This is a genomic window from Burkholderia cepacia (genome assembly GCF_001039005.1).
Lineage (GTDB): Bacteria > Pseudomonadota > Gammaproteobacteria > Burkholderiales > Burkholderiaceae > Burkholderia > Burkholderia theae.
Map to the genome: position 1 here is coordinate 20,640 of NZ_LDWR01000077.1, position 18,063 is coordinate 38,702.

The 18,063-nt window shown below is 66.3% G+C and carries 24 protein-coding genes; 1 reads left to right on the forward strand and 23 read right to left on the reverse strand.

The genetic code is table 11. From position 1 onward, the window contains the following. Nucleotides 1-30: 30 nt before the first annotated feature. Nucleotides 31-777, reverse strand: coding sequence for a Nif3-like dinuclear metal center hexameric protein (locus VL15_RS35170; protein ID WP_048251398.1), 747 nt, complete (start codon nt 775-777; stop codon nt 31-33). Nucleotides 778-798: 21 nt separating this feature from the next. On the opposite strand from VL15_RS35170, the gene VL15_RS35175 reads away from it, so the two are divergent. Continuing rightward, the gene (locus VL15_RS35175; protein WP_048251399.1) at nt 799-2,004 is read left to right on the forward strand and encodes a S1C family serine protease; all 1,206 of its coding nucleotides are present in this window, start codon (nt 799-801) and stop codon (nt 2,002-2,004) included. A 205-nt stretch (nt 2,005-2,209) separates the two neighbouring features. On the opposite strand, the gene tatC is transcribed toward VL15_RS35175, so the two are convergent. The 22 genes from tatC to VL15_RS35285 form a co-directional block, all read right to left on the reverse strand. Further along, nucleotides 2,210-2,998, reverse strand: a complete 789-nt coding sequence (gene tatC, locus VL15_RS35180; protein WP_048251400.1) for a twin-arginine translocase subunit TatC — start codon at nt 2,996-2,998, stop codon at nt 2,210-2,212. Nucleotides 2,999-3,039: 41 nt separating this feature from the next. After that, on the reverse strand, nt 3,040-3,570 hold the full coding sequence (gene tatB, locus VL15_RS35185) for a Sec-independent protein translocase protein TatB (RefSeq protein ID WP_048251401.1): 531 nt from the start codon (nt 3,568-3,570) through the stop codon (nt 3,040-3,042). Between the two features lie 24 nt (nt 3,571-3,594). Then, on the reverse strand, nt 3,595-3,825 hold the full coding sequence (gene tatA / locus VL15_RS35190) for a Sec-independent protein translocase subunit TatA (RefSeq protein ID WP_034183658.1): 231 nt from the start codon (nt 3,823-3,825) through the stop codon (nt 3,595-3,597). A gap of 94 nt (nt 3,826-3,919) precedes the next feature. After that, on the reverse strand, nt 3,920-4,285 hold the full coding sequence (locus tag VL15_RS35195) for a histidine triad nucleotide-binding protein (RefSeq protein WP_048251402.1): 366 nt from the start codon (nt 4,283-4,285) through the stop codon (nt 3,920-3,922). Nucleotides 4,286-4,316: 31 nt separating this feature from the next. After that, a complete protein-coding gene (locus tag VL15_RS35200) occupies nt 4,317-4,709 on the reverse strand; it encodes a DUF4870 family protein (protein ID WP_048251403.1) in 393 nt (130 codons plus the stop codon). Between the two features lie 68 nt (nt 4,710-4,777). Next, complete coding sequence (locus VL15_RS35205; protein WP_006485344.1) at nt 4,778-5,143, reverse strand: phosphoribosyl-ATP diphosphatase; 366 nt, start codon at nt 5,141-5,143, stop codon at nt 4,778-4,780. Beyond that, nucleotides 5,140-5,556, reverse strand: a complete 417-nt coding sequence (hisI, locus tag VL15_RS35210) for a phosphoribosyl-AMP cyclohydrolase (RefSeq protein ID WP_048251404.1) — start codon at nt 5,554-5,556, stop codon at nt 5,140-5,142. The genes VL15_RS35205 and hisI overlap by 4 nt, the downstream gene beginning before the upstream one ends. Beyond that, complete coding sequence (gene hisF, locus VL15_RS35215) at nt 5,556-6,329, reverse strand: imidazole glycerol phosphate synthase subunit HisF (RefSeq protein WP_047899625.1); 774 nt, start codon at nt 6,327-6,329, stop codon at nt 5,556-5,558. The genes hisI and hisF overlap by 1 nt, the downstream gene beginning before the upstream one ends. A 106-nt stretch (nt 6,330-6,435) precedes the next feature. Next, nucleotides 6,436-7,191: a 1-(5-phosphoribosyl)-5-[(5-phosphoribosylamino)methylideneamino]imidazole-4-carboxamide isomerase gene (hisA, locus tag VL15_RS35220; RefSeq protein WP_048251405.1), complete on the reverse strand. Its 756-nt coding sequence runs from the start codon at nt 7,189-7,191 to the stop codon at nt 6,436-6,438. 163 nt (nt 7,192-7,354) lie between these two features. Next, entirely contained in the window at nt 7,355-7,996 is a 642-nt protein-coding gene (gene hisH / locus VL15_RS35225; protein ID WP_014898304.1) for an imidazole glycerol phosphate synthase subunit HisH, read from the reverse strand. Further along, nucleotides 7,993-8,613, reverse strand: a complete 621-nt coding sequence (locus tag VL15_RS35230) for a YchE family NAAT transporter (RefSeq protein ID WP_048251406.1) — start codon at nt 8,611-8,613, stop codon at nt 7,993-7,995. The genes hisH and VL15_RS35230 overlap by 4 nt, the downstream gene beginning before the upstream one ends. Before the next feature lie 62 nt (nt 8,614-8,675). After that, nucleotides 8,676-9,263 carry an imidazoleglycerol-phosphate dehydratase HisB gene (hisB, locus tag VL15_RS35235; RefSeq protein ID WP_011546606.1) on the reverse strand — a complete coding sequence of 196 codons (588 nt, stop codon included), beginning with the start codon at nt 9,261-9,263 and terminating at the stop codon, nt 8,676-8,678. Between the two features lie 65 nt (nt 9,264-9,328). Then, nucleotides 9,329-10,402, reverse strand: a complete 1,074-nt coding sequence (hisC, locus tag VL15_RS35240; RefSeq protein ID WP_048251407.1) for a histidinol-phosphate transaminase — start codon at nt 10,400-10,402, stop codon at nt 9,329-9,331. Nucleotides 10,403-10,545: 143 nt separating this feature from the next. Then, on the reverse strand, nt 10,546-11,862 hold the full coding sequence (gene hisD / locus VL15_RS35245) for a histidinol dehydrogenase (RefSeq protein ID WP_048251408.1): 1,317 nt from the start codon (nt 11,860-11,862) through the stop codon (nt 10,546-10,548). A gap of 24 nt (nt 11,863-11,886) precedes the next feature. Continuing rightward, nucleotides 11,887-12,540: an ATP phosphoribosyltransferase gene (hisG, locus tag VL15_RS35250; protein ID WP_048251409.1), complete on the reverse strand. Its 654-nt coding sequence runs from the start codon at nt 12,538-12,540 to the stop codon at nt 11,887-11,889. Then, entirely contained in the window at nt 12,537-13,886 is a 1,350-nt protein-coding gene (gene murA / locus VL15_RS35255; RefSeq protein WP_048251410.1) for a UDP-N-acetylglucosamine 1-carboxyvinyltransferase, read from the reverse strand. The genes hisG and murA overlap by 4 nt, the downstream gene beginning before the upstream one ends. A 13-nt stretch (nt 13,887-13,899) precedes the next feature. Beyond that, nucleotides 13,900-14,139: a BolA family protein gene (locus VL15_RS35260; protein ID WP_006477131.1), complete on the reverse strand. Its 240-nt coding sequence runs from the start codon at nt 14,137-14,139 to the stop codon at nt 13,900-13,902. A 53-nt stretch (nt 14,140-14,192) separates the two neighbouring features. Beyond that, a complete protein-coding gene (locus VL15_RS35265) occupies nt 14,193-14,948 on the reverse strand; it encodes an ABC transporter permease (RefSeq protein ID WP_048251411.1) in 756 nt (251 codons plus the stop codon). Next, complete coding sequence (locus VL15_RS35270) at nt 14,945-15,871, reverse strand: ABC transporter ATP-binding protein (protein WP_034189820.1); 927 nt, start codon at nt 15,869-15,871, stop codon at nt 14,945-14,947. The genes VL15_RS35265 and VL15_RS35270 overlap by 4 nt, the downstream gene beginning before the upstream one ends. Nucleotides 15,872-16,063: 192 nt before the next feature. Continuing rightward, a complete protein-coding gene (locus VL15_RS35275; protein ID WP_027788544.1) occupies nt 16,064-16,339 on the reverse strand; it encodes an STAS domain-containing protein in 276 nt (91 codons plus the stop codon). After that, the gene (locus tag VL15_RS35280; RefSeq protein ID WP_048251447.1) at nt 16,336-16,965 is read right to left on the reverse strand and encodes an MlaC/ttg2D family ABC transporter substrate-binding protein; all 630 of its coding nucleotides are present in this window, start codon (nt 16,963-16,965) and stop codon (nt 16,336-16,338) included. The genes VL15_RS35275 and VL15_RS35280 overlap by 4 nt, the downstream gene beginning before the upstream one ends. Before the next feature lie 111 nt (nt 16,966-17,076). Beyond that, nucleotides 17,077-18,042: a VacJ family lipoprotein gene (locus tag VL15_RS35285; protein WP_048251448.1), complete on the reverse strand. Its 966-nt coding sequence runs from the start codon at nt 18,040-18,042 to the stop codon at nt 17,077-17,079. Nucleotides 18,043-18,063 lie beyond the last annotated feature (21 nt).

Consider the following 18,063-nt stretch of genomic DNA (forward strand, 5'->3'; position numbering starts at 1 on the left):
AATTTCGATGCGCCGCCGCAAATCCGTGGTTCAGACCGGATTATGAATATCGATAAAAAGGTGTTCGAGATCGAATTCTTCGGATAAATGGGCGCCGAGCGCCTGGATTCCGTAGCGTTCGGTCGCATGGTGCCCTGCCGCAACGAACGCGACGCCGCTCTCGGCCGCCGTGTGCGTCACGTATTCGGACACCTCGCCGGTCAGGAACACGTCCGCGCCGGCATCGATCGCCGCGTCGAAATAGCTCTGCGCGGCGCCCGTGCACCACGCGATGCGGCGCAGCTGCATGTCCGAATCGCCGAGCACGAGCGGCGTGCGGCCGAGCACGCGCTCGACCTTCGCGACGAAGTGCTCGAGCGTGACGGGCATCGGCAGCGTGGCCATCCAGCCGAGGTCGCCTTCGCCGAACCGCTGCTCACCGATCAGCCCGAGCTTCGCGCCGAGCTGCGCGTTGTTGCCGAATTCGGGATGCGCGTCGAGCGGCAGGTGGAACGCGAACAGGTTCAGGTCGTTCGCGAGCAGCAGCTTCAGGCGCTGGTACTTGCGGCCCGTGATCTGCGGCGCCTCGTTACGCCAGAAATAGCCGTGATGAACGAGCACGGCATCCGCCCCCCATTCGAGCGCGGCCTCCAGGAACGCGACCGACGCGGTCACGCCGGTGGCGATCTTTTCGACCTTGCGGCGCCCCTCGACCTGGAGACCGTTCGGGCAATAGTCCTTGAAGCGAGCGGTTTCAAGGGTATTGTTCAAGTACAATTCAAGTTCGATCCGATCCATATAAACCTCTAATCCATTCAGATGCTTAGACGCTTCTGGCTGTTCTTCGCGCAGGCGGTTACCGTGCTGCTCGCGCTGATGTTCATCGTCGTGACGCTCAAGCCGCAATGGCTGCAACGGCAAGGACAGCTCGGCAAGCAGCTCGCCACGCCGATCGTTGCGCTGCGGGAAGTCGCACCGGGCATCGGCGGCGCGCCGGCGACCACGTCGTACGCGGAAGCCGCGCAGAAGGCGATGCCGGCCGTCGTCAACGTATTCTCCAGCAAGGACGGCTCGCTGCCGCCCGACCCGCGCGCGAAAGATCCGCTGTTCCGCTACTTCTTCGGCGACCGCAACGCCCGCAAGCAGCAGGACGAACCGGCAGCCAACCTTGGCTCGGGCGTTATCGTGAGCCCTGAAGGTTACATTCTAACGAACCAGCACGTCGTGGACGGCGCCGACCAGATCGAAGTCGCGCTCGCCGACGGCCGTACGGCCACCGCGAAGGTGATCGGCAGCGATCCCGAGACCGACCTGGCCGTGCTGAAGATCAACATGACGAACCTGCCGACGATCACGCTCGGCCGTTCCGACCAGTCGCGGGTCGGCGACGTCGTGCTCGCGATCGGCAACCCGTTCGGCGTCGGTCAGACGGTCACGATGGGGATCATCAGCGCGCTCGGTCGCAACCACCTCGGCATCAACACGTTCGAGAACTTCATCCAGACCGACGCGCCGATCAACCCCGGCAACTCGGGCGGCGCGCTGGTCGACGTAAACGGCAACCTGCTCGGCATCAACACGGCGATCTACTCGCGCTCGGGCGGCTCGCTCGGCATCGGCTTCGCGATTCCCGTGTCGACCGCGCGCACGGTGCTCGAAAGCATCATCACGTCGGGCTCGGTCACGCGCGGCTGGATCGGCGTCGAGCCGCAGGACGTCACGCCGGAAATCGCCGAGTCGTTCGGGCTGCAGCAGAAATCGGGCGCGATCGTCGCGGGCGTGCTGCAGGGTGGCCCGGCCGACAAGGCCGGCATCAAGCCGGGCGACATCCTGGTCACGGTCAACGGCGAGGAAATCACCGACACGACGAAGCTGCTGAACGTCGTCGCGCAGATCAAGCCGGGCACGCCGACCAAGGTGCACGTCGTGCGCAAGGGCAAGGAGTTTGACGTGAACGTCGTGATCGGCAAGCGCCCGCCGCCGCCGAAACAAACGCTCGACGAGCAGGACAGCGATACCGAATGACGTTCGGCGGGCGGCGCGCCGCCGCGTGCCGGCCGTGAACGGAAATGAAAAAGGGCAGCCGAGGCTGCCCTTTTGTTTTGCATCGAAGACCGTGTTGTGTGTTGCCGGTGACGTGGCCTCGACCCGCTTTCCGCCGGCAACGCCACCGGGCCGCATCACGCCTGGCCGCAAGGCCAGCCTCCGCGCGCCGCCCGGCGCCTCATCGTCAGCTCGCGGCTTCGCCGTTCCCCGCCTCGCCCTCTTCGGCCGGCTTCTTCGGCACGAAGAACCGCGCGGCCAGGATCCCGGCCTCGTACAGCACGATGAGCGGCAGCGCGAGCATCAGTTGCGAGAACACGTCCGGCGGCGTGACGACCGCCGCGACGACGAACGCGCCGACGATCACGTACGGCCGGATCTCCTTCAGCTTCTTCACCGTCAGCACGCCCATCCGGACGAGCAGCACGACGACGATCGGCACCTCGAACGTGACCCCGAACGCGATGAACATCCCGAGCACGAAGCTCAGGTAGTTGTCGATGTCGGTCGTCATCTCGGCGCCGAGCGGCGCGTTGTAGTGCGCCATCACGCGGAAGATCGTCGGAAACACGAGGAAGTACGCGAACGCCATCCCGCACAGGAACAGGAAGTAGCTGCTGCCGACGAGCGGCACGACGAGCTTCTTCTCGTGCTGGTACAGCCCCGGCGCAACAAACGCCCAGATCTGGTACAGCACGACCGGCAGCGCGATCACGAGCGCGACGAGCATCGTGACCTTCATCGGCACGAAGAACGAGCCGGTGACGTCGGTCACGATCATCTTGCCGTCCTTCGGCAGGTTCTGCATCAACGGCCGCGCGAGCAGCTTGAAGATGTCGGGCGCCCAGTAGACGAGCCCGAGGAACACGACGATCACGGCCAGCCCCGCGCGAATGATGCGATCGCGAAGCTCGACGAGATGGGAAATGAAGGTTTCTTCCGGGGCGTCGCCCGGGTTCTGCTGGGGGTCGCTCACGCCGGCCCTCGGTAGGATAAACGTGCGAGCATGCGCTCGGCTCAGAAGAAGCGCGTCGGCCGGCGCAGGCTGGCCGGCTGGTGGCGCGCGACACGCGCGGCGCCCGACTGCACGTGTGTGCGGCGGGTGGTCGCGCGCTTGTACCAGACAGGCGTCGCCGCCTGCTTGACGCGCCAGTTGCGGCGCTTCGGCGCAAGCGCGGTCATGCTGCCGCGCCACGACGGCGCCGCGGGCGTGTCGGAACCGTAGGACCCGGCATCGCCGGAACCTTCGTTAAGACCGCCGACCGCGGAATGCCACGTGTCGTTCAGTTCCTTCTCGTGCTCGCGCAGGTTGTCGTGAATCGTCGTCTCGACATTGCGCGCGGCCGACTCGAAATCGGTCTTCATCGTCCGCAGCGCGTCGAGTTCGATTTCGCGCGAGACCTCGGCCTTCACGTCGTTGATGTACCGCTGCGCGCGGCCGAACAATGCGCCTGCCGTACGCGCGACGCGCGGCAGGCGCTCGGGGCCGAGCACCACGAGCGCGACGACGCCGATCAGCGCCATCTTCGAAAGACCGAGATCCAGCATTGCGAGCCTGTCAGCGTACGGGCGTTACGCCTTGTTCGAATCGGAACGCGTCGTTTCCTTCGCGTTGACGTCGACCGAGCCCGAGCGCGGCAGTTGCTGCGCGTCCGCCGGCGTCTCGCCTTCCTTCATGCCGTCCTTGAAACCCTTCACCGCGCTGCCGAGGTCGTTGCCGATGTTGCGCAGCTTCTTCGTACCGAAAACCAGCGCGACGATCAGCAGCACGATCAGCCAGTGCCAAATGCTCAATCCACCCATGATGAAACCTCTCCTCAACCACACCGCTTCGCGGCGCAAATCGCCGGCGACGCGCCGGCTTCGACTATCGGATGCGGGGAAACGCCCCGCGCCGTCAACCCATCCGCTGCCAGGGGCGCGGGCCGGCCAGGATATGCGCGTGCAGGTGATAGACCTCCTGCCCGCCGCCGGGACCCGTGTTGATCACCGTGCGGAAACCGGTTTCGCCGCCCGTATACGCTACGCCGAGTTGCTCGGCGAGGCGCGACACGAGCAGCATCAGCCGGCCGAGCATCGGCGCATCGCCTTCGCTCGCCGCCGACAGCGTCGGCAAGTGCTGGCGCGGAATCACGAGCACGTGCGTCTCGGCCGCCGGGCGGATGTCGCGGAACGCGACGAATTCGTCGTCCTCGTGCACCTTCGTGCTCGGGATCTCGCCTGCCGCGATCTTGCAGAACAGGCAATTCGGATCGTGACTCATGTTGCTCCTGCTGACGCCCGCGCGTGGCCGGTCAGAACCACGCCTGCGGATCGAGCGTCTTGTTGTCGTTCAGGTACAGCCAACCCTTGATAATACGGTACAGCGTCCAGATCCATGTGACAAACATCACTGCAAATCCGATCACGATGAACATCAGCGCGAACCCGATCACGTACGCGATCAGTGCGCGCCAGAACGTGCGGATCTGCCACTCGAAGTGATCGGCATACGGCGTGCCGGCCACATCGCCGCGCTTCACGTAGTTGATGATGATCGCGATGATGCCCGTCACGCCGCCCGTCAGCCAATGAAACGCATAGAGGCCATAGAGCACGTGAGTCAGCGTGCGCAGCCCGTTCAGGCGTTCAGCGTCCGCGGCCCCCGGCACCGACGGCGGCGGAAACTGGCTTGGCGTATCGGTCATGATGCTACCCCCGTTAGATGACATTTCTTACAGCTTACCGCACTGTGGCCGTCCCGCGACAAAGCCTGTCACCCGCCGTTTTCCTCGCGCTCGCGGCGCTTGCGCAGCGCCTTCTCCTCGATGCCCGACAATCCTTCGCGGCGCTCGAGTTCGGCGATCACGTCGGCCGGGCTCAGGTCGAAGTGCGACAGCATCACGAGGCAGTGAAACCACAGGTCGGCCACCTCGCCGACGAGCGCGGTCGGCGCGCCGCCCTGGCGCACGTCCTTCGCGGCCAGCACGACTTCCGTCGCCTCTTCGCCGATCTTCTTCAGCACCGCGTCGTCGCCCTTGTGGAACAGGCGCGATACGTACGATTGATCGGGATCGCCGCCCTTGCGGCTATCGATCACGGCCGCGAGGCGCAGCAGCGTGTCTTCGGTGGATTGCGTCATTTGTAGATGTGTTCGGGGTCTTTCAGCACCGGATCGACCGCGACCCAGTCGCCGCTGTCGACGTTGCCTTCGAATTTCTGGAAGAAGCACGAATGCCGGCCGGTGTGGCACGCGATGCCCGACACCTGCTCGACCTTCAGCAGCACGACGTCCTCGTCGCAATCGAGCCGCACCTCGTGCACATGCTGCACGTGGCCCGACTCCTCGCCCTTGAACCACAGGCGCTTGCGCGAGCGCGAGTAATAGACCGCGCGCTGCGTCTCGATCGTCTTCGCCAGTGCCTCGCGGTTCATCCACGCGAACATCAGCACGTCGTTCGTCGACGCTTCCTGCGCGATCACCGGCACGAGGCCGTTGTCGTCCCAGCGAACCTTGTCGAGCCACGCGGGCAGGGATTTCGTTTCCGTATTCATCACAGCCTCACCGGGATGCCCTGGTCGGCCATGAAGCGCTTCGCCTCGCCGACCGTGTGCTCGCCGTAGTGGAAGATGCTCGCCGCCAGCACCGCGTCGGCGCGGCCGTCCTTGATGCCGTCCGCGAGATGCTGCAGCGAGCCGACGCCGCCCGACGCGATCACCGGCACCGGCACCGCGTCCGACACGCCGCGCGTGAGCGCGAGGTCGAAACCCGACTTCGTGCCGTCGCGGTCCATGCTCGTGAGCAGGATTTCGCCCGCGCCGAGCTCGGCCATCTTGCGCGCCCATTCGATCGCGTCGAGGCCCGTGCCCTTGCGGCCGCCGTGCGTGAACACTTCCCAGCGCGGCGTCTCGCCATCGGCCGACACGCGCTTCGCGTCGATCGCGACGACGATGCACTGCGAGCCGTACTTGTCGGCCGCGTCGCGCACGAGCTGCGGGTTCGCGACCGCCGACGAATTCATGCTGACCTTGTCCGCGCCCGCGTTCAGCAGGCGCCGCACGTCCTCGACGGCGCGCACGCCGCCGCCGACCGTCAACGGAATGAAGACCTGCGATGCAACGGCTTCGATGATCGGCAGGATCAGGTCGCGCTGGTCGGAGGTCGCGGTAATGTCGAGGAAGGTCAGTTCGTCGGCACCCTGGTCGTCGTAGCGGCGGGCGATTTCGACGGGGTCGCCGGCGTCGCGCAGCTCGACGAAGTTGACGCCCTTGACGACACGCCCGGCAGTCACGTCCAGGCAGGGGATGATGCGTTTAGCTAGAGCCATGATGTTGCGCCAAATGCCGCGATGGGACGGCCGGTTACGGAAGCCTCGCGCGAGGCTTCCGGTCGGGGCCGCCCGCGGGCAGCCCCGGCGAACGGGACAACCGCGGTTACGCGTTGTCGAGTTCGCCGTTCAGTTCGTCCGCGCGCTTTTGCGCGGCCGCGAAATCGAGATCGCCGGAGTAGATCGCGCGGCCGCAGATCACGCCTTCGACGCCTTGCTCTTCCACTTCGCACAGGTTCTCGATGTCCGTGAGATTCGACAGGCCGCCGCTGGCGATCACCGGGATACCGACCGCCTGCGCGAGCTTCACGGTCGCCTCGATGTTGATGCCCTGCAGCATCCCGTCGCGGCCGATGTCCGTGTAGACGATCGATTCGACGCCGTAGTCCTCGAACTTCCGCGCGAGATCGATCACCTCGTGGCCCGTCAGCTTGCTCCAGCCGTCGGTCGCGACCTTGCCGTCCTTGGCATCCAGGCCGACGATGATGCTGCCCGCGAACGCGGTGCACGCATCCTGCAGGAAGCCCGGATCCTTCACGGCCGCCGTGCCGATGATCACGTAGGACAGGCCGGCGTCGAGGTACTTCTCGATCGTCTCGAGGCTGCGGATGCCGCCGCCGAGCTGCACGGGGATTTCATCGCCGACTTCGTCGAGGATCGCCTCGATCGCCTCGAGATTCCTCGGCTTGCCGGCGAATGCGCCGTTCAGGTCGACCAGATGGAGCCGCCGGGCGCCGAGATCGACCCACTTGCGGGCCATCGCCGCTGGGTTCTCGGAGAAAATCGTAGCCTGGTCCATATCGCCTTGTTTCAGGCGTACACATTGACCGTCTTTTAGATCGATGGCCGGAATCAGCAACATAGCAATCGGATGTCGTCGTGGAAAAAGAAAAGAATCCGGCGCGCACCGGCCAAACCGGTGCCGCGCCGTCTCGCTAGTTTAGTACAACTCTTTCGGCGTCTTGGCGGGCAAGCCCCGTGCGACAGGCCTTTCCGGCCCGTCGACTGTGGCACGCACGCGACGTTCACGGTTTCCAGTGTACGAAGTTGCGATACAGACGCAACCCGACCTCCGCGCTTTTCTCGGGGTGGAATTGGGTCGCGAAGAGGTTATCCCGTGCGACCGCAGACGTAAACGGTGCGCCGTAGGCGGTTTCGCCCACCGTGTGCGCCGGGTTGTCCGGCGTCACGTAGTAGCTGTGCACGAAGTAGAAATACGCGTCGTCGGGCACGCCGTCCCACAGCGGGTGCGGCTGCGACTGGCGCACGCGGTTCCAGCCCATCTGCGGCACCTTGAAGCGCGAACCGTCGTCCTGCAGCCGGCCGTCGAGCTCGAAACGCACGACCTTGCCGGGCAATAGGCCGAGGCCCTTCGTGTCGCCTTCCGCGCTCCAGTCGAACAGCATCTGCTCGCCGACGCACACGCCGAGCAGCGGCTTGGTGCGCGACGCCTCGATCACGGCCTCCTGCAGGCCCGATTCGCCGAGACAGCGCATGCAGTCGGGCATCGCGCCCTGGCCGGGCAGCACGACGCGGTCGGCCGCGCGAATCGCGGCCGGCGTGTCGACGATGGCCACGTCGGCGGCCGGTTCGGCCTTCTTGAGCGCCTGCGCGACCGAGCGCAGGTTGCCCATCCCATAATCCACAATCGCAATCGAAGTTTTCATCTCAGTGCAGGCAGTAGTGCCCTCAGTCCATTGACGATGAATTCCACCGCCAGCGCCGACAGCATCAGACCCATCAGCCGCGTGGCGATGTTGATGCCCGTGCGGCCGATCCAGTTCGCGATCGGCTCGGCGAGCCGCATCGCGACGAAACACAGCAAAGCCAGGACCGCGCCGATCGCGACCAGCCCGGCCCGTTCATACCAGTGACGCGAATTCGCCGCGTAGATGATCACCGTGCTGATCGAGCCGGGGCCCGTGAGCAGCGGAATCGCCAGCGGCACGACCGCGATGTTGTCCTTCAGCTCGGCCTCGTGGCGCTCCTCGGGCGTCGATCGCGTGTTGCCGATCTGCGCGTTCAGCATGTTGATCGCCATCAGCAGCATGATGATCCCGCCGCCCACTTCGAGCGACCCGACCGAAATGCCGAAGAAGTCGATGATCTGCTGCCCGAGCAGCGTCGTCACCGTCATCACGCAGAACACCGACACCGACGCGATCCGGATCGTGCGGCGCCGCTCGGCGTCCGTCTGCTGCGCCGTCAGGCTCAGGAAAAACGGCACCGCGCCGATCGGGTTGATCAGCGCAAGCAGCGAAATGAACGATTTGAGCAGATCCATCGCAAGCCGGCGCCGTACGCCGAAGCCGTGAGGTTGTCCTTAGCGTCCGTCCGTTCGGAAGTTCAGAGGCTGCCTTTCGTCGACGGGATCTGCCCCGCCGCACGCTCGTCCAGCTCCACCGCCGCGCGCAGCGCACGGCCGAAGGCCTTGAACACCGTCTCGAGCTGATGGTGCGCGTTGATCCCGCGCAGGTTGTCGATGTGCAGCGTGACGCCCGCGTGATTCACGAAACCGCGGAAGAATTCGATCGACAGGTCGACGTCGAACGTGCCGATCCGCGCACGCGTGAACGGCACGTGGAATTCGAGGCCCGGCCGGCCCGAGAAATCGATCACGACGCGCGACAGCGCCTCGTCGAGCGGCACGTACGAGTGGCCGTAGCGGCGGATGCCCTTGCGGTCGCCGATCGCCTTCGCGACGGCCTGCCCGAGCGTGATGCCGACATCCTCGACCGTGTGGTGGTCGTCGATATGCGTGTCGCCATGCGCTTCGACCTCGAGATCGACCAGACCGTGTCGCGCAATCTGGTCGAGCATATGGTCGAGAAACGGCACACCGGTGGCCAGCTTCTGCCGGCCGGTGCCGTCGAGATCGAGCTTCACACGGATCTGCGTTTCGCTGGTATTGCGAACGACTTCCGCCACACGCATGGCAATTCCTTGATTGAGTCTGATGTAAATGGGGATTGATCGTCGCGCGCCGCCGCGCCCTGGGCTCAACCGGGCAGCGCGAGTTTCAAAGCAGCCAGCAGGCGGGCGTTTTCGTCGGGAGAACCGACGGTCAGCCGCACGCATTCAGCCAGCAACGAATGCATTTTACTCACGTTTTTGACCAGCACCCGCTCGGTGAGCAGCGCGTCGAACACGGCAGCCGCGTCCGGCACGCGCACCAGCAGGAAATTGCCGGCGCTCGGGAACACCGTCGCGCCCGGCAGCGCGGCCACGGCCTGCGCGAGGCGCGTGCGTTCCGCACGCAATTCGGCCGCCTGCGCGTCGAGCACGCCGAGGTGGTCGAGCAGGAAATCGGCGGTCGCCTGGGTCAGCACGTTGATGTTGTACGGCGGGCGCACCTTGTCGAATTCGGTCAGCCACGCGGGCGAACCGACGAGATAGCCGAGGCGGATGCCCGCGAGGCCGAGCTTCGACACCGTGCGCATCACGACGACGTTGTCGAACTCGGCGGCGCGCGGCAGCCACGAGCGCTCGGCGAACGGCTGATACGCCTCGTCGATCACGACCAGGCTGTGCCGCGCGGCCGCGACGATCCGTTCGACGTCGGCATCGTCGTACAGCGTGCCGGTCGGGTTGTTCGGGTACGCGAGATAGACGATCGCCGGCCGGTGCTCGTCGATCGCCGCGAGCATCGCGTCGACGTCGAGCGTCAGGTCGGCCTTCAGCGGCACGCCGACGAATTCGAGCTGCGCGAGCTTCGCGGACAGTTCGTACATCACGAAGCCCGGCACCGGCGCGAGCACCTTCGCGCCCGGCCGCGCACACGCGACCGACATCATGCTGATGATTTCGTCCGACCCGTTGCCGAGCAGCACGTCGCAAGCGGCCGGCACGCCCATCGCGTGGCGCAGCTTGTCGAGCAGCGCGGCCGGGCGCGGCGCCGGGTAGCGGTTCAGCGCGACCTGCGCGAGACGCTCGCCGAGCGCCGCGGCGAGCGGTTCGGGCAGCGGATACGGGTTCTCCATCGCGTCGAGCTTCACGAACCCGCTCGCGTCCGGCACCGGGTAGCTCGTCATCGCGAGCACGTCGCGGCGGATGATGTCTTGTGGCGTCGTCATGGTCTCAAGCCGGCGTGCGTCGCGCCGGCGTCAAATGGTCGGCAAGGCGGCGGCCGCCGCCCTGCACTCGTCTCCAACCCCGGGCTTCGGGGTCGGCCGGCGCCGGCGCATCGGCGCCTGCCCCGGCCCCGCGCAGCGCGCGGTCAGCCCCTCATCCGGAACTCGGCGCTCTTCGCGTGCGCCTGCAGCCCTTCGCCGTACGCGAGCTCGGACGCGATCTCGCCGAGCGTCTGCGCGCCTTCGGCGCTGACCTCGATCAGGCTCGAGCGCTTGATGAAGTCGTACACGCCGAGCGGCGACGAGAAGCGCGCGGTGCGCGACGTCGGCAGCACGTGGTTCGGGCCCGCACAGTAGTCGCCGAGGCTCTCGCTCGTGTAGCGGCCGAGGAAGATCGCGCCCGCGTGGCGGATCTGCTGGCCCCATTGCTGCGGTTCCAGCGCCGAAATTTCCAGGTGCTCGGGTGCAATGTCGTTCGCGATCCGGCACGCCTCGGCCATGTCGCGCACCTTGATCAGCGCGCCGCGGCCTTCGAGCGACGCGCGAATCACGTCCCGGCGCGACATCGACGGCAGCATCTCGTCGATCGCCTTTTCGACGCGGTCGAGGAACGCGCCGTCCGGGCACAGCAGGATCGATTGCGCGAGCTCGTCGTGCTCGGCTTGCGAGAACAGGTCCATCGCGACCCAGTTCGGATCGGTCGTGCCGTCGCAGAGCACGAGAATTTCCGACGGACCGGCGATCATGTCGATGCCGACCGTGCCGAACACGCGGCGCTTCGCCGACGCGACATACGCATTGCCGGGGCCGCAGATCTTGTCGACGGCCGGCACCGTCGCCGTACCGTACGCGAGTGCGCCGACCGCCTGCGCGCCGCCGATCGTGAACACGCGATCGACGCCGCCGAGCAGCGCCGCGGCGAGCACGAGGTCGTTCTTCACGCCGTCCGGCGTCGGCACGACCATCACGATCTCGCCGACGCCCGCGACGCGCGCGGGAATCGCGTTCATCAGCACCGACGACGGATACGCGGCCTTGCCGCCCGGCACGTACAGGCCGACGCGGTCGAGCGGCGTGACCTTCTGGCCGAGCACCGTGCCGTCGCTTTCCGTGTACTGCCAGCTATGCGTGCCGCACTCGATCTTCTGCTTCTCGTGGTACGCGCGCACCCGTGCCGCGGCCGCTTCGAGCGCCGCGCGAGCCTTCGGCGCGAGGCCGTCGAGCGCCGTCTGCAGCGCGTCCTGCGGCAGTTCGAGCGCGGCGACGCTGCTCGCGCTCAGCCGGTCGAAGCGGTTCGTGTACTCGAGCACCGCGGCGTCGCCGCGCGACTTCACGTCGGCGAGGATCTGCGCGACCGATTGCTCGATCGCCGCGTCTTCGCTCGCATCGAATGCGAGCAACGCGCGCAGTGCGGCGCCGAAGCCTTCGTTCGTCGAATCGAGCTTGCGGATGGTGATGGACATGGGAGTTCCGTTACGGTGATGCGCTCAACCGCCATTCTGCGACGCGCGTTCGAACGCGTCGAGAATCGGCTTGAGCGCCGCGCGCTTCAACTTCAGCGCAGCCTGGTTCACGACGAGGCGCGACGAGATCGCCATGATCTCCTCGACCTCGACCAGATTGTTCGCCTTCAGCGTGCCGCCCGAGCTGACGAGGTCGACGATCGCGTCGGCCAGCCCGACCAGCGGCGCCAGTTCCATCGAGCCGTACAGCTTGATCAGGTCGACGTGCACGCCCTTCGCGGCAAAGTGCTCGCGCGCCGTTTCGACGTACTTCGTCGCGACGCGCAGGCGCGCGCCCTGGCGCACCGCGTTCGCGTAATCGAAGCCGGCCGACACGGCCACCGACATCCGGCAGCGCGCAATGTTCAGATCGATCGGCTGGTACAGGCCCGAGCCGCCATGCTCGACCAGCACGTCCTTGCCGGCCACGCCGAAATCGGCCGCGCCGTATTCGACATAGGTCGGCACGTCGCTCGCGCGCACGATGATCACGCGCAGGTTCGGGTCGGTCGTCGGCAGGATCAGCTTGCGCGACGTTTCCGGATCCTCGGCCACCTGGATGCCGGCGGCAGCGAGCAGCGGCAGGGTTTCCTCGAAAATCCGGCCCTTCGACAGGGCGAGGGTCAGCGGCGCGGTCATGCTTGGCTCCCGGAGAGGCGGCGCACGTTCGCGCCGACGGCGGTCAGTTTGGCTTCCATGCGGTCGTAACCGCGGTCCAGGTGATAGATGCGGTCGACGAGCGTTTCGCCGTCGGCACGCAGCCCGGCGATCACGAGGCTCGCCGACGCACGCAGGTCGGTCGCCATCACGTTCGCGCCCGACAGTTTCTCGACGCCCGTCACGAGCGCCGTGTTGCCGTCGATCGTGATGTTCGCGCCGAGCCGGTTCAGCTCCTGCACGTGCATGAAGCGGTTCTCGAAAATGGTTTCGACGACCTGCGCGGTGCCCGTCGAGACGGTATTGAGGGCCATGAACTGCGCCTGCATGTCGGTCGGGAACGCCGGGTATTCCGACGTGCGGATCGTCACGGCCGACGGCCGGCGGTCCATCTTCACGCGCAGCCAGCTGTCGCCTTCCTCGATCGACACGCCGGCTTCGCGCAGCTTGTCGATCACCGCGTCGAGGATCTGCGGGCGCACGCCCGTCAGCATCACGTCGCCGCCCGCCGCCGCGACCGCGCACAGGAACGTGCCGGCCTCGATGCGGTCGGGGATCACCGAATGGCGCGCGCCGTGCAGCCGCTCGACGCCCTGGATCACGAGGCGATCGGTGCCGATGCCGTCGATTTTCGCGCCCATCGCGACCAGCAAGTGTGCGAGATCGCTCACTTCCGGTTCGCGCGCCGCGTTCTCGATCACCGTCTCGCCGTCCGCGAGCGTCGCGGCCATCAGCAGGTTTTCCGTCCCCGTCACCGTGATCATGTCGGTCACGATGCGCGCGCCCTTCAGGCGCTTCGCGCGCGCTTCGATGAAGCCGTGCTCGATGCTGATTTCGGCGCCCATCGCCTGCAGGCCCTTGATGTGCTGGTCGACCGGACGCGCGCCGATCGCGCAGCCGCCCGGCAGCGACACCTTCGCCTCGCCGAAGCGCGCGAGCAGCGGCCCGAGCACAAGGATCGACGCGCGCATCGTCTTCACGAGTTCGTACGGCGCAACGAGGTTGTCGACACGCGACGCGTCGAGCTGCACGCGGCAGCCGTCGGTCTCGCTCTTCACGCCCATCTGGTTCAGCACCTTCAGCGTGGTGCGCACGTCCTGCAGATTCGGCACGTTGTCGAGATCGACCGGATCGGCGGTGAGCAGTCCCGCGCACAGGATCGGCAGCGCGGCGTTCTTCGCGCCCGACACGACGATCTCGCCGGACAGGCGGCGGCCGCCCTCGATCACGAGCTTGTCCATCCCATGTCCGTGCGATTCCCCGTTGGCGGCCGGGTGTGCCGTGGCGACGCTCTTGACGGCGTCGCGCTCGTTGACGGTGACTTGCACTCAGTTTTTCCGGTTATGCGTTCTGCCATTCGGCGGGCGTCAGCGTCTTCATGCTGAGCGCGTGAATTTCCTGCTTCATGCGATCGCCGAGCGCCGCATAGACGAGCTGGTGCCGCTGGATCGGCCGCTTGCCTTCGAAGGCCGCCGACACGATCGTCGCGAAGAAATGCTGGCCGTCGCCTTCGACTTCCAGATGAGTGCAGGCGAGACCGCCGGCGATGTATTGCTTGACCTGTTCGGGAGTCGGCAACATGGTGTAAGGCTCCTGTCGGCGCGCGCCGCCCGAGGCGGCCGCAGCCAGTGATATCAATGACGCAGTTTGTAGCCGGTCGCGAGCAGCCGCATCGCGATCATCGCGAGCAGCACGAAGAAACCGGCGACGATCGCCAGGCTCGCGAACGGGTTGATGTCGGACGCGCCGAAGAACCCGAAACGGAAGCCGTCGATCATGTAGAAAAACGGATTGAGACGCGAGATCTCGCGCCACACGGGCGGCAGCGAGTGCGTCGAATAGAACACGCCGGACAGGAACGTCAGCGGCATGATCAGGAAGTTCTGGAACGCGGCGAGCTGGTCGAACTTCTCGGCCCAGATCCCGGCGATCAAGCCGAGCGTGCCGAGGATCGCCGAGCCGAGCAGCGCGAACGCGATGATGAACAGCGGCGCCGCGAAATGCATCGGGATGAACCAGATCGTCACGACGAACACGCCCGCGCCGACCGCGAGCCCGCGCACGACGGACGCGAGCACGTACGCGCCGAAGATGTCGCGGTACGACAGCGGCGGCAGCAGCATGAACACGAGGTTGCCGGTGATCTTCGACTGGATCAGCGACGACGAGCTGTTCGCGAACGCGTTCTGCAGCACGCTCATCATCACGAGGCCCGGCACGAGAAAGCTCACGTACTCGACGCCCGGATACACCTCGACGCGGCCCGACAGCGCGTGGCCGAAGATCGTCAGATACAGCAGCGCCGTCACGATCGGTGCGCATACCGTCTGGAACGACACCTTCCAGAAACGCAGCAGTTCCTTGTAGAACAGCGTTTGAAAACCACTCATGCCAGACCCTCGATCACCTCGGCCCCGTTCATCACCTGGACGAACACATCCTCGAGGTCGGCCTTGCGGACCTCGATCTCGTCGAACGTGCAGCCCGCCGCGCGGCATTGCGCCAGGATGCGCTCGACATCGTCGTAACTCGTGAGGCGCAGCAGGTGCTCGCCCGGCGCGCGCGCGGCCGGGTCGGTCTCCAGCCCGCGCAGCTCGGCGGGCAGCGCGCCCGTCGCCAGGCGCAGATAGAGCTGCAGCCCCGCGAAGCGGCGCAGCAGCGCGTCGGTACGGTCGAGCGCGACCACTTCCCCACGGCGCAGCATCGCGATGCGGTCGCACAGCGACTCGGCTTCCTCGAGGTAATGGGTGGTCAGCACGATCGTGTGGCCCTCGCGGTTCAGGCGCGAGATGAATTTCCACAGCGTCTGGCGCAGTTCGACGTCGACGCCGGCGGTCGGCTCGTCGAGCACGATCACGGGCGGCCGGTGCACGAGCGCCTGCGCGACGAGCACGCGGCGCTTCATCCCGCCCGACAGCGCGCGCATGTTCGCGTCGGCCTTCTCGGTCAGGTCGAGATTGGCCATCACTTCATCGATCCAGTCGTCGTTGCGACGCAGCCCGAAATAGCCGGACTGGATCCGCAGCGTCTCGCGAACAGTGAAGAACGGGTCGAAGACGAGTTCCTGCGGCACGACGCCGAGTGCGCGGCGCGCACCACGGAAGTCCTTGACGACGTCGTGGCCGCGCACCGAGATACTGCCTTCGTCGGCCCGGGCAAGCCCGGCGAGGATGCTGATGAGCGTGGTCTTGCCTGCGCCGTTGGGGCCGAGCAGACCGAAGAACTCGCCTTCCTCGACCGACAGGCTGACGCCCTTGAGCGCCTGAAGCGATTTGTAGCGCTTCTTGACGTGACGGATTTCTATGGCTGACATGACTGTGCGCGACGCAATGGCCGCGACGCCTATTCTGTGCTTGCTGCGAAAGAAAATGGGGGCCGGACGCCGATTGGCTGCCCCGCAAAACGCTTGATTATAGGGCAAACCGGCTGGTGGAGCCGACGCCGGAGACGCGCGGCGTGAAGCATGCGCGCGCCGGCTGGCGCGGCAGGCTCCGGTCGGACAGGGTCAATGTCGCCCGGTGCCTTCGATGAGCGCGTCGACGCCGTAGGCGCGCGCGAGGCTGGCGAGCTTCGGGGGGAGATTGAGGATGTCAAGGGTCGCGCCGCGCGCTTTGGCGGCACGTTGCCATGCGAGCAGCACGGCGAGCGCGGACGAGTCGAACTGCGTCAGCGCCGCGCAATCGACGGCGGTCGCACCCGCGCCGATGCGCGCAAGACCGTCCGCGAGCGCGGACTTCGCGCTCGCGACGGTCAGCGAGGAGCCGGCTTCGAAGCCGCTCACGACGCCTGCTTGCCGGCGGCAAGTTGCTGGTTGCGCTGCGTCAGGAACTGGATCAGGCCGTCCACGCCGCTTTGCTGGATCTTCTCGTTGAACTGCTGCTGGTACGTCTGGATCAGCCATGCGCCGAGCACGTTCAGGTCATACACCTTCCAGCCGTTCGCCGACTTGTACAGGCGGTAATCGATCTGGACCGGCTGGCCGTTGTTCAACGCGACCGTCTTGACCACGACGTCGGTATCGGCCGGATCCGCGCGGAACGGCGGGTACTGGATCTGCTGGTCCGGCTTCAGTTGCGCGAGCGCACCCGAATACGTGCGGATCAGCAGCAGCTTGAACTGCTCCTGAACCTGCTGCTGCTGCTCGGCCGTCGCGGTGCGCCAGTTGCGGCCCATCGCGAGTTGCGTGGTGCGGCGGAAATCGGTGTACGGCAGGATGTCCTTGTTGACGATCGTAATGATGCGATTGGTGTCGCCCTGCTTGATCGTCTGCGCTTTGACTTCGTCGAGCACCTGCTGCGTCGCCGTCTTGATCAGCACCTGCGGGTTCGACTGGTCGACTTGCGCGTGAGCTGCGCTGCCGAACGAGAACAGTGCCGCGAATACGGGGATCAGGAACAGTTTTTTCATCATAGTGGCCTGCATGAATGAGTCGATGCGAAGGTTGGAGCAGGTAGCTTACGCGCAAGTTCGCGCACGCTACCGACTGAATCGTTTCCGGCTGTAACGAATGTAAGCCCGTCAGTGCAGCCGGATGCTCGGGAAGCGGAACCCGCCCGGCGACGGCGGCGCCACCTGCATCGGCGGCACGCTCGTTTCGCTGGCCGGGTTCGGCGATTCGGTCGTGCCCGAAGCCGGCGCGGCCACCGCCGCGCCCGATGCACCCGCCGGCGCCGTCGCACCGCCGACGGCCGCTGCGCCCGCCGTACCGGCCGCGCCGGCTGCTGCCGGTGCCGCGCCGTCGTCAGGCAGATCGTACTTCGGCAGCGCGTCGTTGCTCGCCGTCGAGCCGGCTTCGCCGCGCGCGTTGTCGATCAGCGCCTGACGGCGCTGCAGGTACGCGTTACGCACGAACGAATACTTGTCGAGCGCCGCGGCGTTCAGCACGTCGCCCGCGCCGAGCAGGTTCGCGCGCGTGTTGACGAGGTTCACGCCGAACAGGCCGTAACCCACGCCGTCCGGCTTCACATAGGTCAGCGGATTGCCAACGTAGTCGACGCCGAGGCCGGCCGTGTCGCGCAACGTGCTCGGTCCGAGCAGCGGCAGCACGAGATACGGGCCCGACGGCATGCCGTAGCGGCCCATCGTGATCCCGAAGTCGGCCGTGTGCTTCGGCAGCTTCGCGATCGTCGCCACATCGAACAGGCCACCGACGCCGAACACCGTGTTGATCACGACGCGCATCAGGTCGCCGACGCCGTCCGCGATCCGCAACTGCACGATGTTGTTCGCCGCGATGTAGACGTCGCCGATGTTCGAGAAGAAGTTCGTCACGCTGTCGCGCACCGGCTGCGGCACCACGTACTGGTAGCCCTGCGCGACCGGCTTCAGCGCGTACGTGTCGACCGTATCGTTGAACTTGTACATCGTCCGGTTGAAGCCTTCGAGCGGATCACCCTTGGTCGGCGTCTGCACGGTCGCGCAGCCGCTCAACGCGGCGACTGCCGCCACCGCGAGCGCGGCGTGCCTGATGCGGATCGTCTGCATGGTCATTACCCTCTTGTATTC

Excerpts from the sequence above, each read along its gene's own strand:
- VL15_RS35200 (WP_048251403.1), bottom strand. The coding sequence starts at position 4,709 with ATGACCGATACGCCAAGCCAGTTTCCGCCGCCGTCGGTGCCGGGGGCC.
- hisH (WP_014898304.1), bottom strand. The coding sequence starts at position 7,996 with ATGAAAACTTCGATTGCGATTGTGGATTATGGGATGGGCAACCTGCGC.
- hisG (WP_048251409.1), bottom strand. The coding sequence starts at position 12,540 with ATGACCGCGCCGCTGACCCTCGCCCTGTCGAAGGGCCGGATTTTCGAG.
- VL15_RS35280 (WP_048251447.1), bottom strand. The coding sequence starts at position 16,965 with ATGAAAAAACTGTTCCTGATCCCCGTATTCGCGGCACTGTTCTCGTTC.
- hisD (WP_048251408.1), bottom strand. The coding sequence starts at position 11,862 with ATGTCCATCACCATCCGCAAGCTCGATTCGACGAACGAAGGCTTCGGC.
- hisF (WP_047899625.1), bottom strand. The coding sequence starts at position 6,329 with ATGGCTCTAGCTAAACGCATCATCCCCTGCCTGGACGTGACTGCCGGG.
- VL15_RS35265 (WP_048251411.1), bottom strand. The coding sequence starts at position 14,948 with ATGAGTGGTTTTCAAACGCTGTTCTACAAGGAACTGCTGCGTTTCTGG.
- hisI (WP_048251404.1), bottom strand. The coding sequence starts at position 5,556 with ATGAATACGGAAACGAAATCCCTGCCCGCGTGGCTCGACAAGGTTCGC.
- VL15_RS35205 (WP_006485344.1), bottom strand. The coding sequence starts at position 5,143 with ATGACGCAATCCACCGAAGACACGCTGCTGCGCCTCGCGGCCGTGATC.
- VL15_RS35170 (WP_048251398.1), bottom strand. The coding sequence starts at position 777 with ATGGATCGGATCGAACTTGAATTGTACTTGAACAATACCCTTGAAACC.
- VL15_RS35270 (WP_034189820.1), bottom strand. The coding sequence starts at position 15,871 with ATGTCAGCCATAGAAATCCGTCACGTCAAGAAGCGCTACAAATCGCTT.
- VL15_RS35195 (WP_048251402.1), bottom strand. The coding sequence starts at position 4,285 with ATGAGTCACGATCCGAATTGCCTGTTCTGCAAGATCGCGGCAGGCGAG.
- VL15_RS35285 (WP_048251448.1), bottom strand. The coding sequence starts at position 18,042 with ATGCAGACGATCCGCATCAGGCACGCCGCGCTCGCGGTGGCGGCAGTC.
- VL15_RS35260 (WP_006477131.1), bottom strand. The coding sequence starts at position 14,139 with ATGTTGCCGACTCCCGAACAGGTCAAGCAATACATCGCCGGCGGTCTC.
- VL15_RS35230 (WP_048251406.1), bottom strand. The coding sequence starts at position 8,613 with ATGGATCTGCTCAAATCGTTCATTTCGCTGCTTGCGCTGATCAACCCG.
- VL15_RS35175 (WP_048251399.1), top strand. The coding sequence starts at position 799 with ATGCTTAGACGCTTCTGGCTGTTCTTCGCGCAGGCGGTTACCGTGCTG.
- hisB (WP_011546606.1), bottom strand. The coding sequence starts at position 9,263 with ATGCGTGTGGCGGAAGTCGTTCGCAATACCAGCGAAACGCAGATCCGT.
- hisC (WP_048251407.1), bottom strand. The coding sequence starts at position 10,402 with ATGACGACGCCACAAGACATCATCCGCCGCGACGTGCTCGCGATGACG.
- tatB (WP_048251401.1), bottom strand. The coding sequence starts at position 3,570 with ATGCTGGATCTCGGTCTTTCGAAGATGGCGCTGATCGGCGTCGTCGCG.
- hisA (WP_048251405.1), bottom strand. The coding sequence starts at position 7,191 with ATGTTGCTGATTCCGGCCATCGATCTAAAAGACGGTCAATGTGTACGC.
- tatA (WP_034183658.1), bottom strand. The coding sequence starts at position 3,825 with ATGGGTGGATTGAGCATTTGGCACTGGCTGATCGTGCTGCTGATCGTC.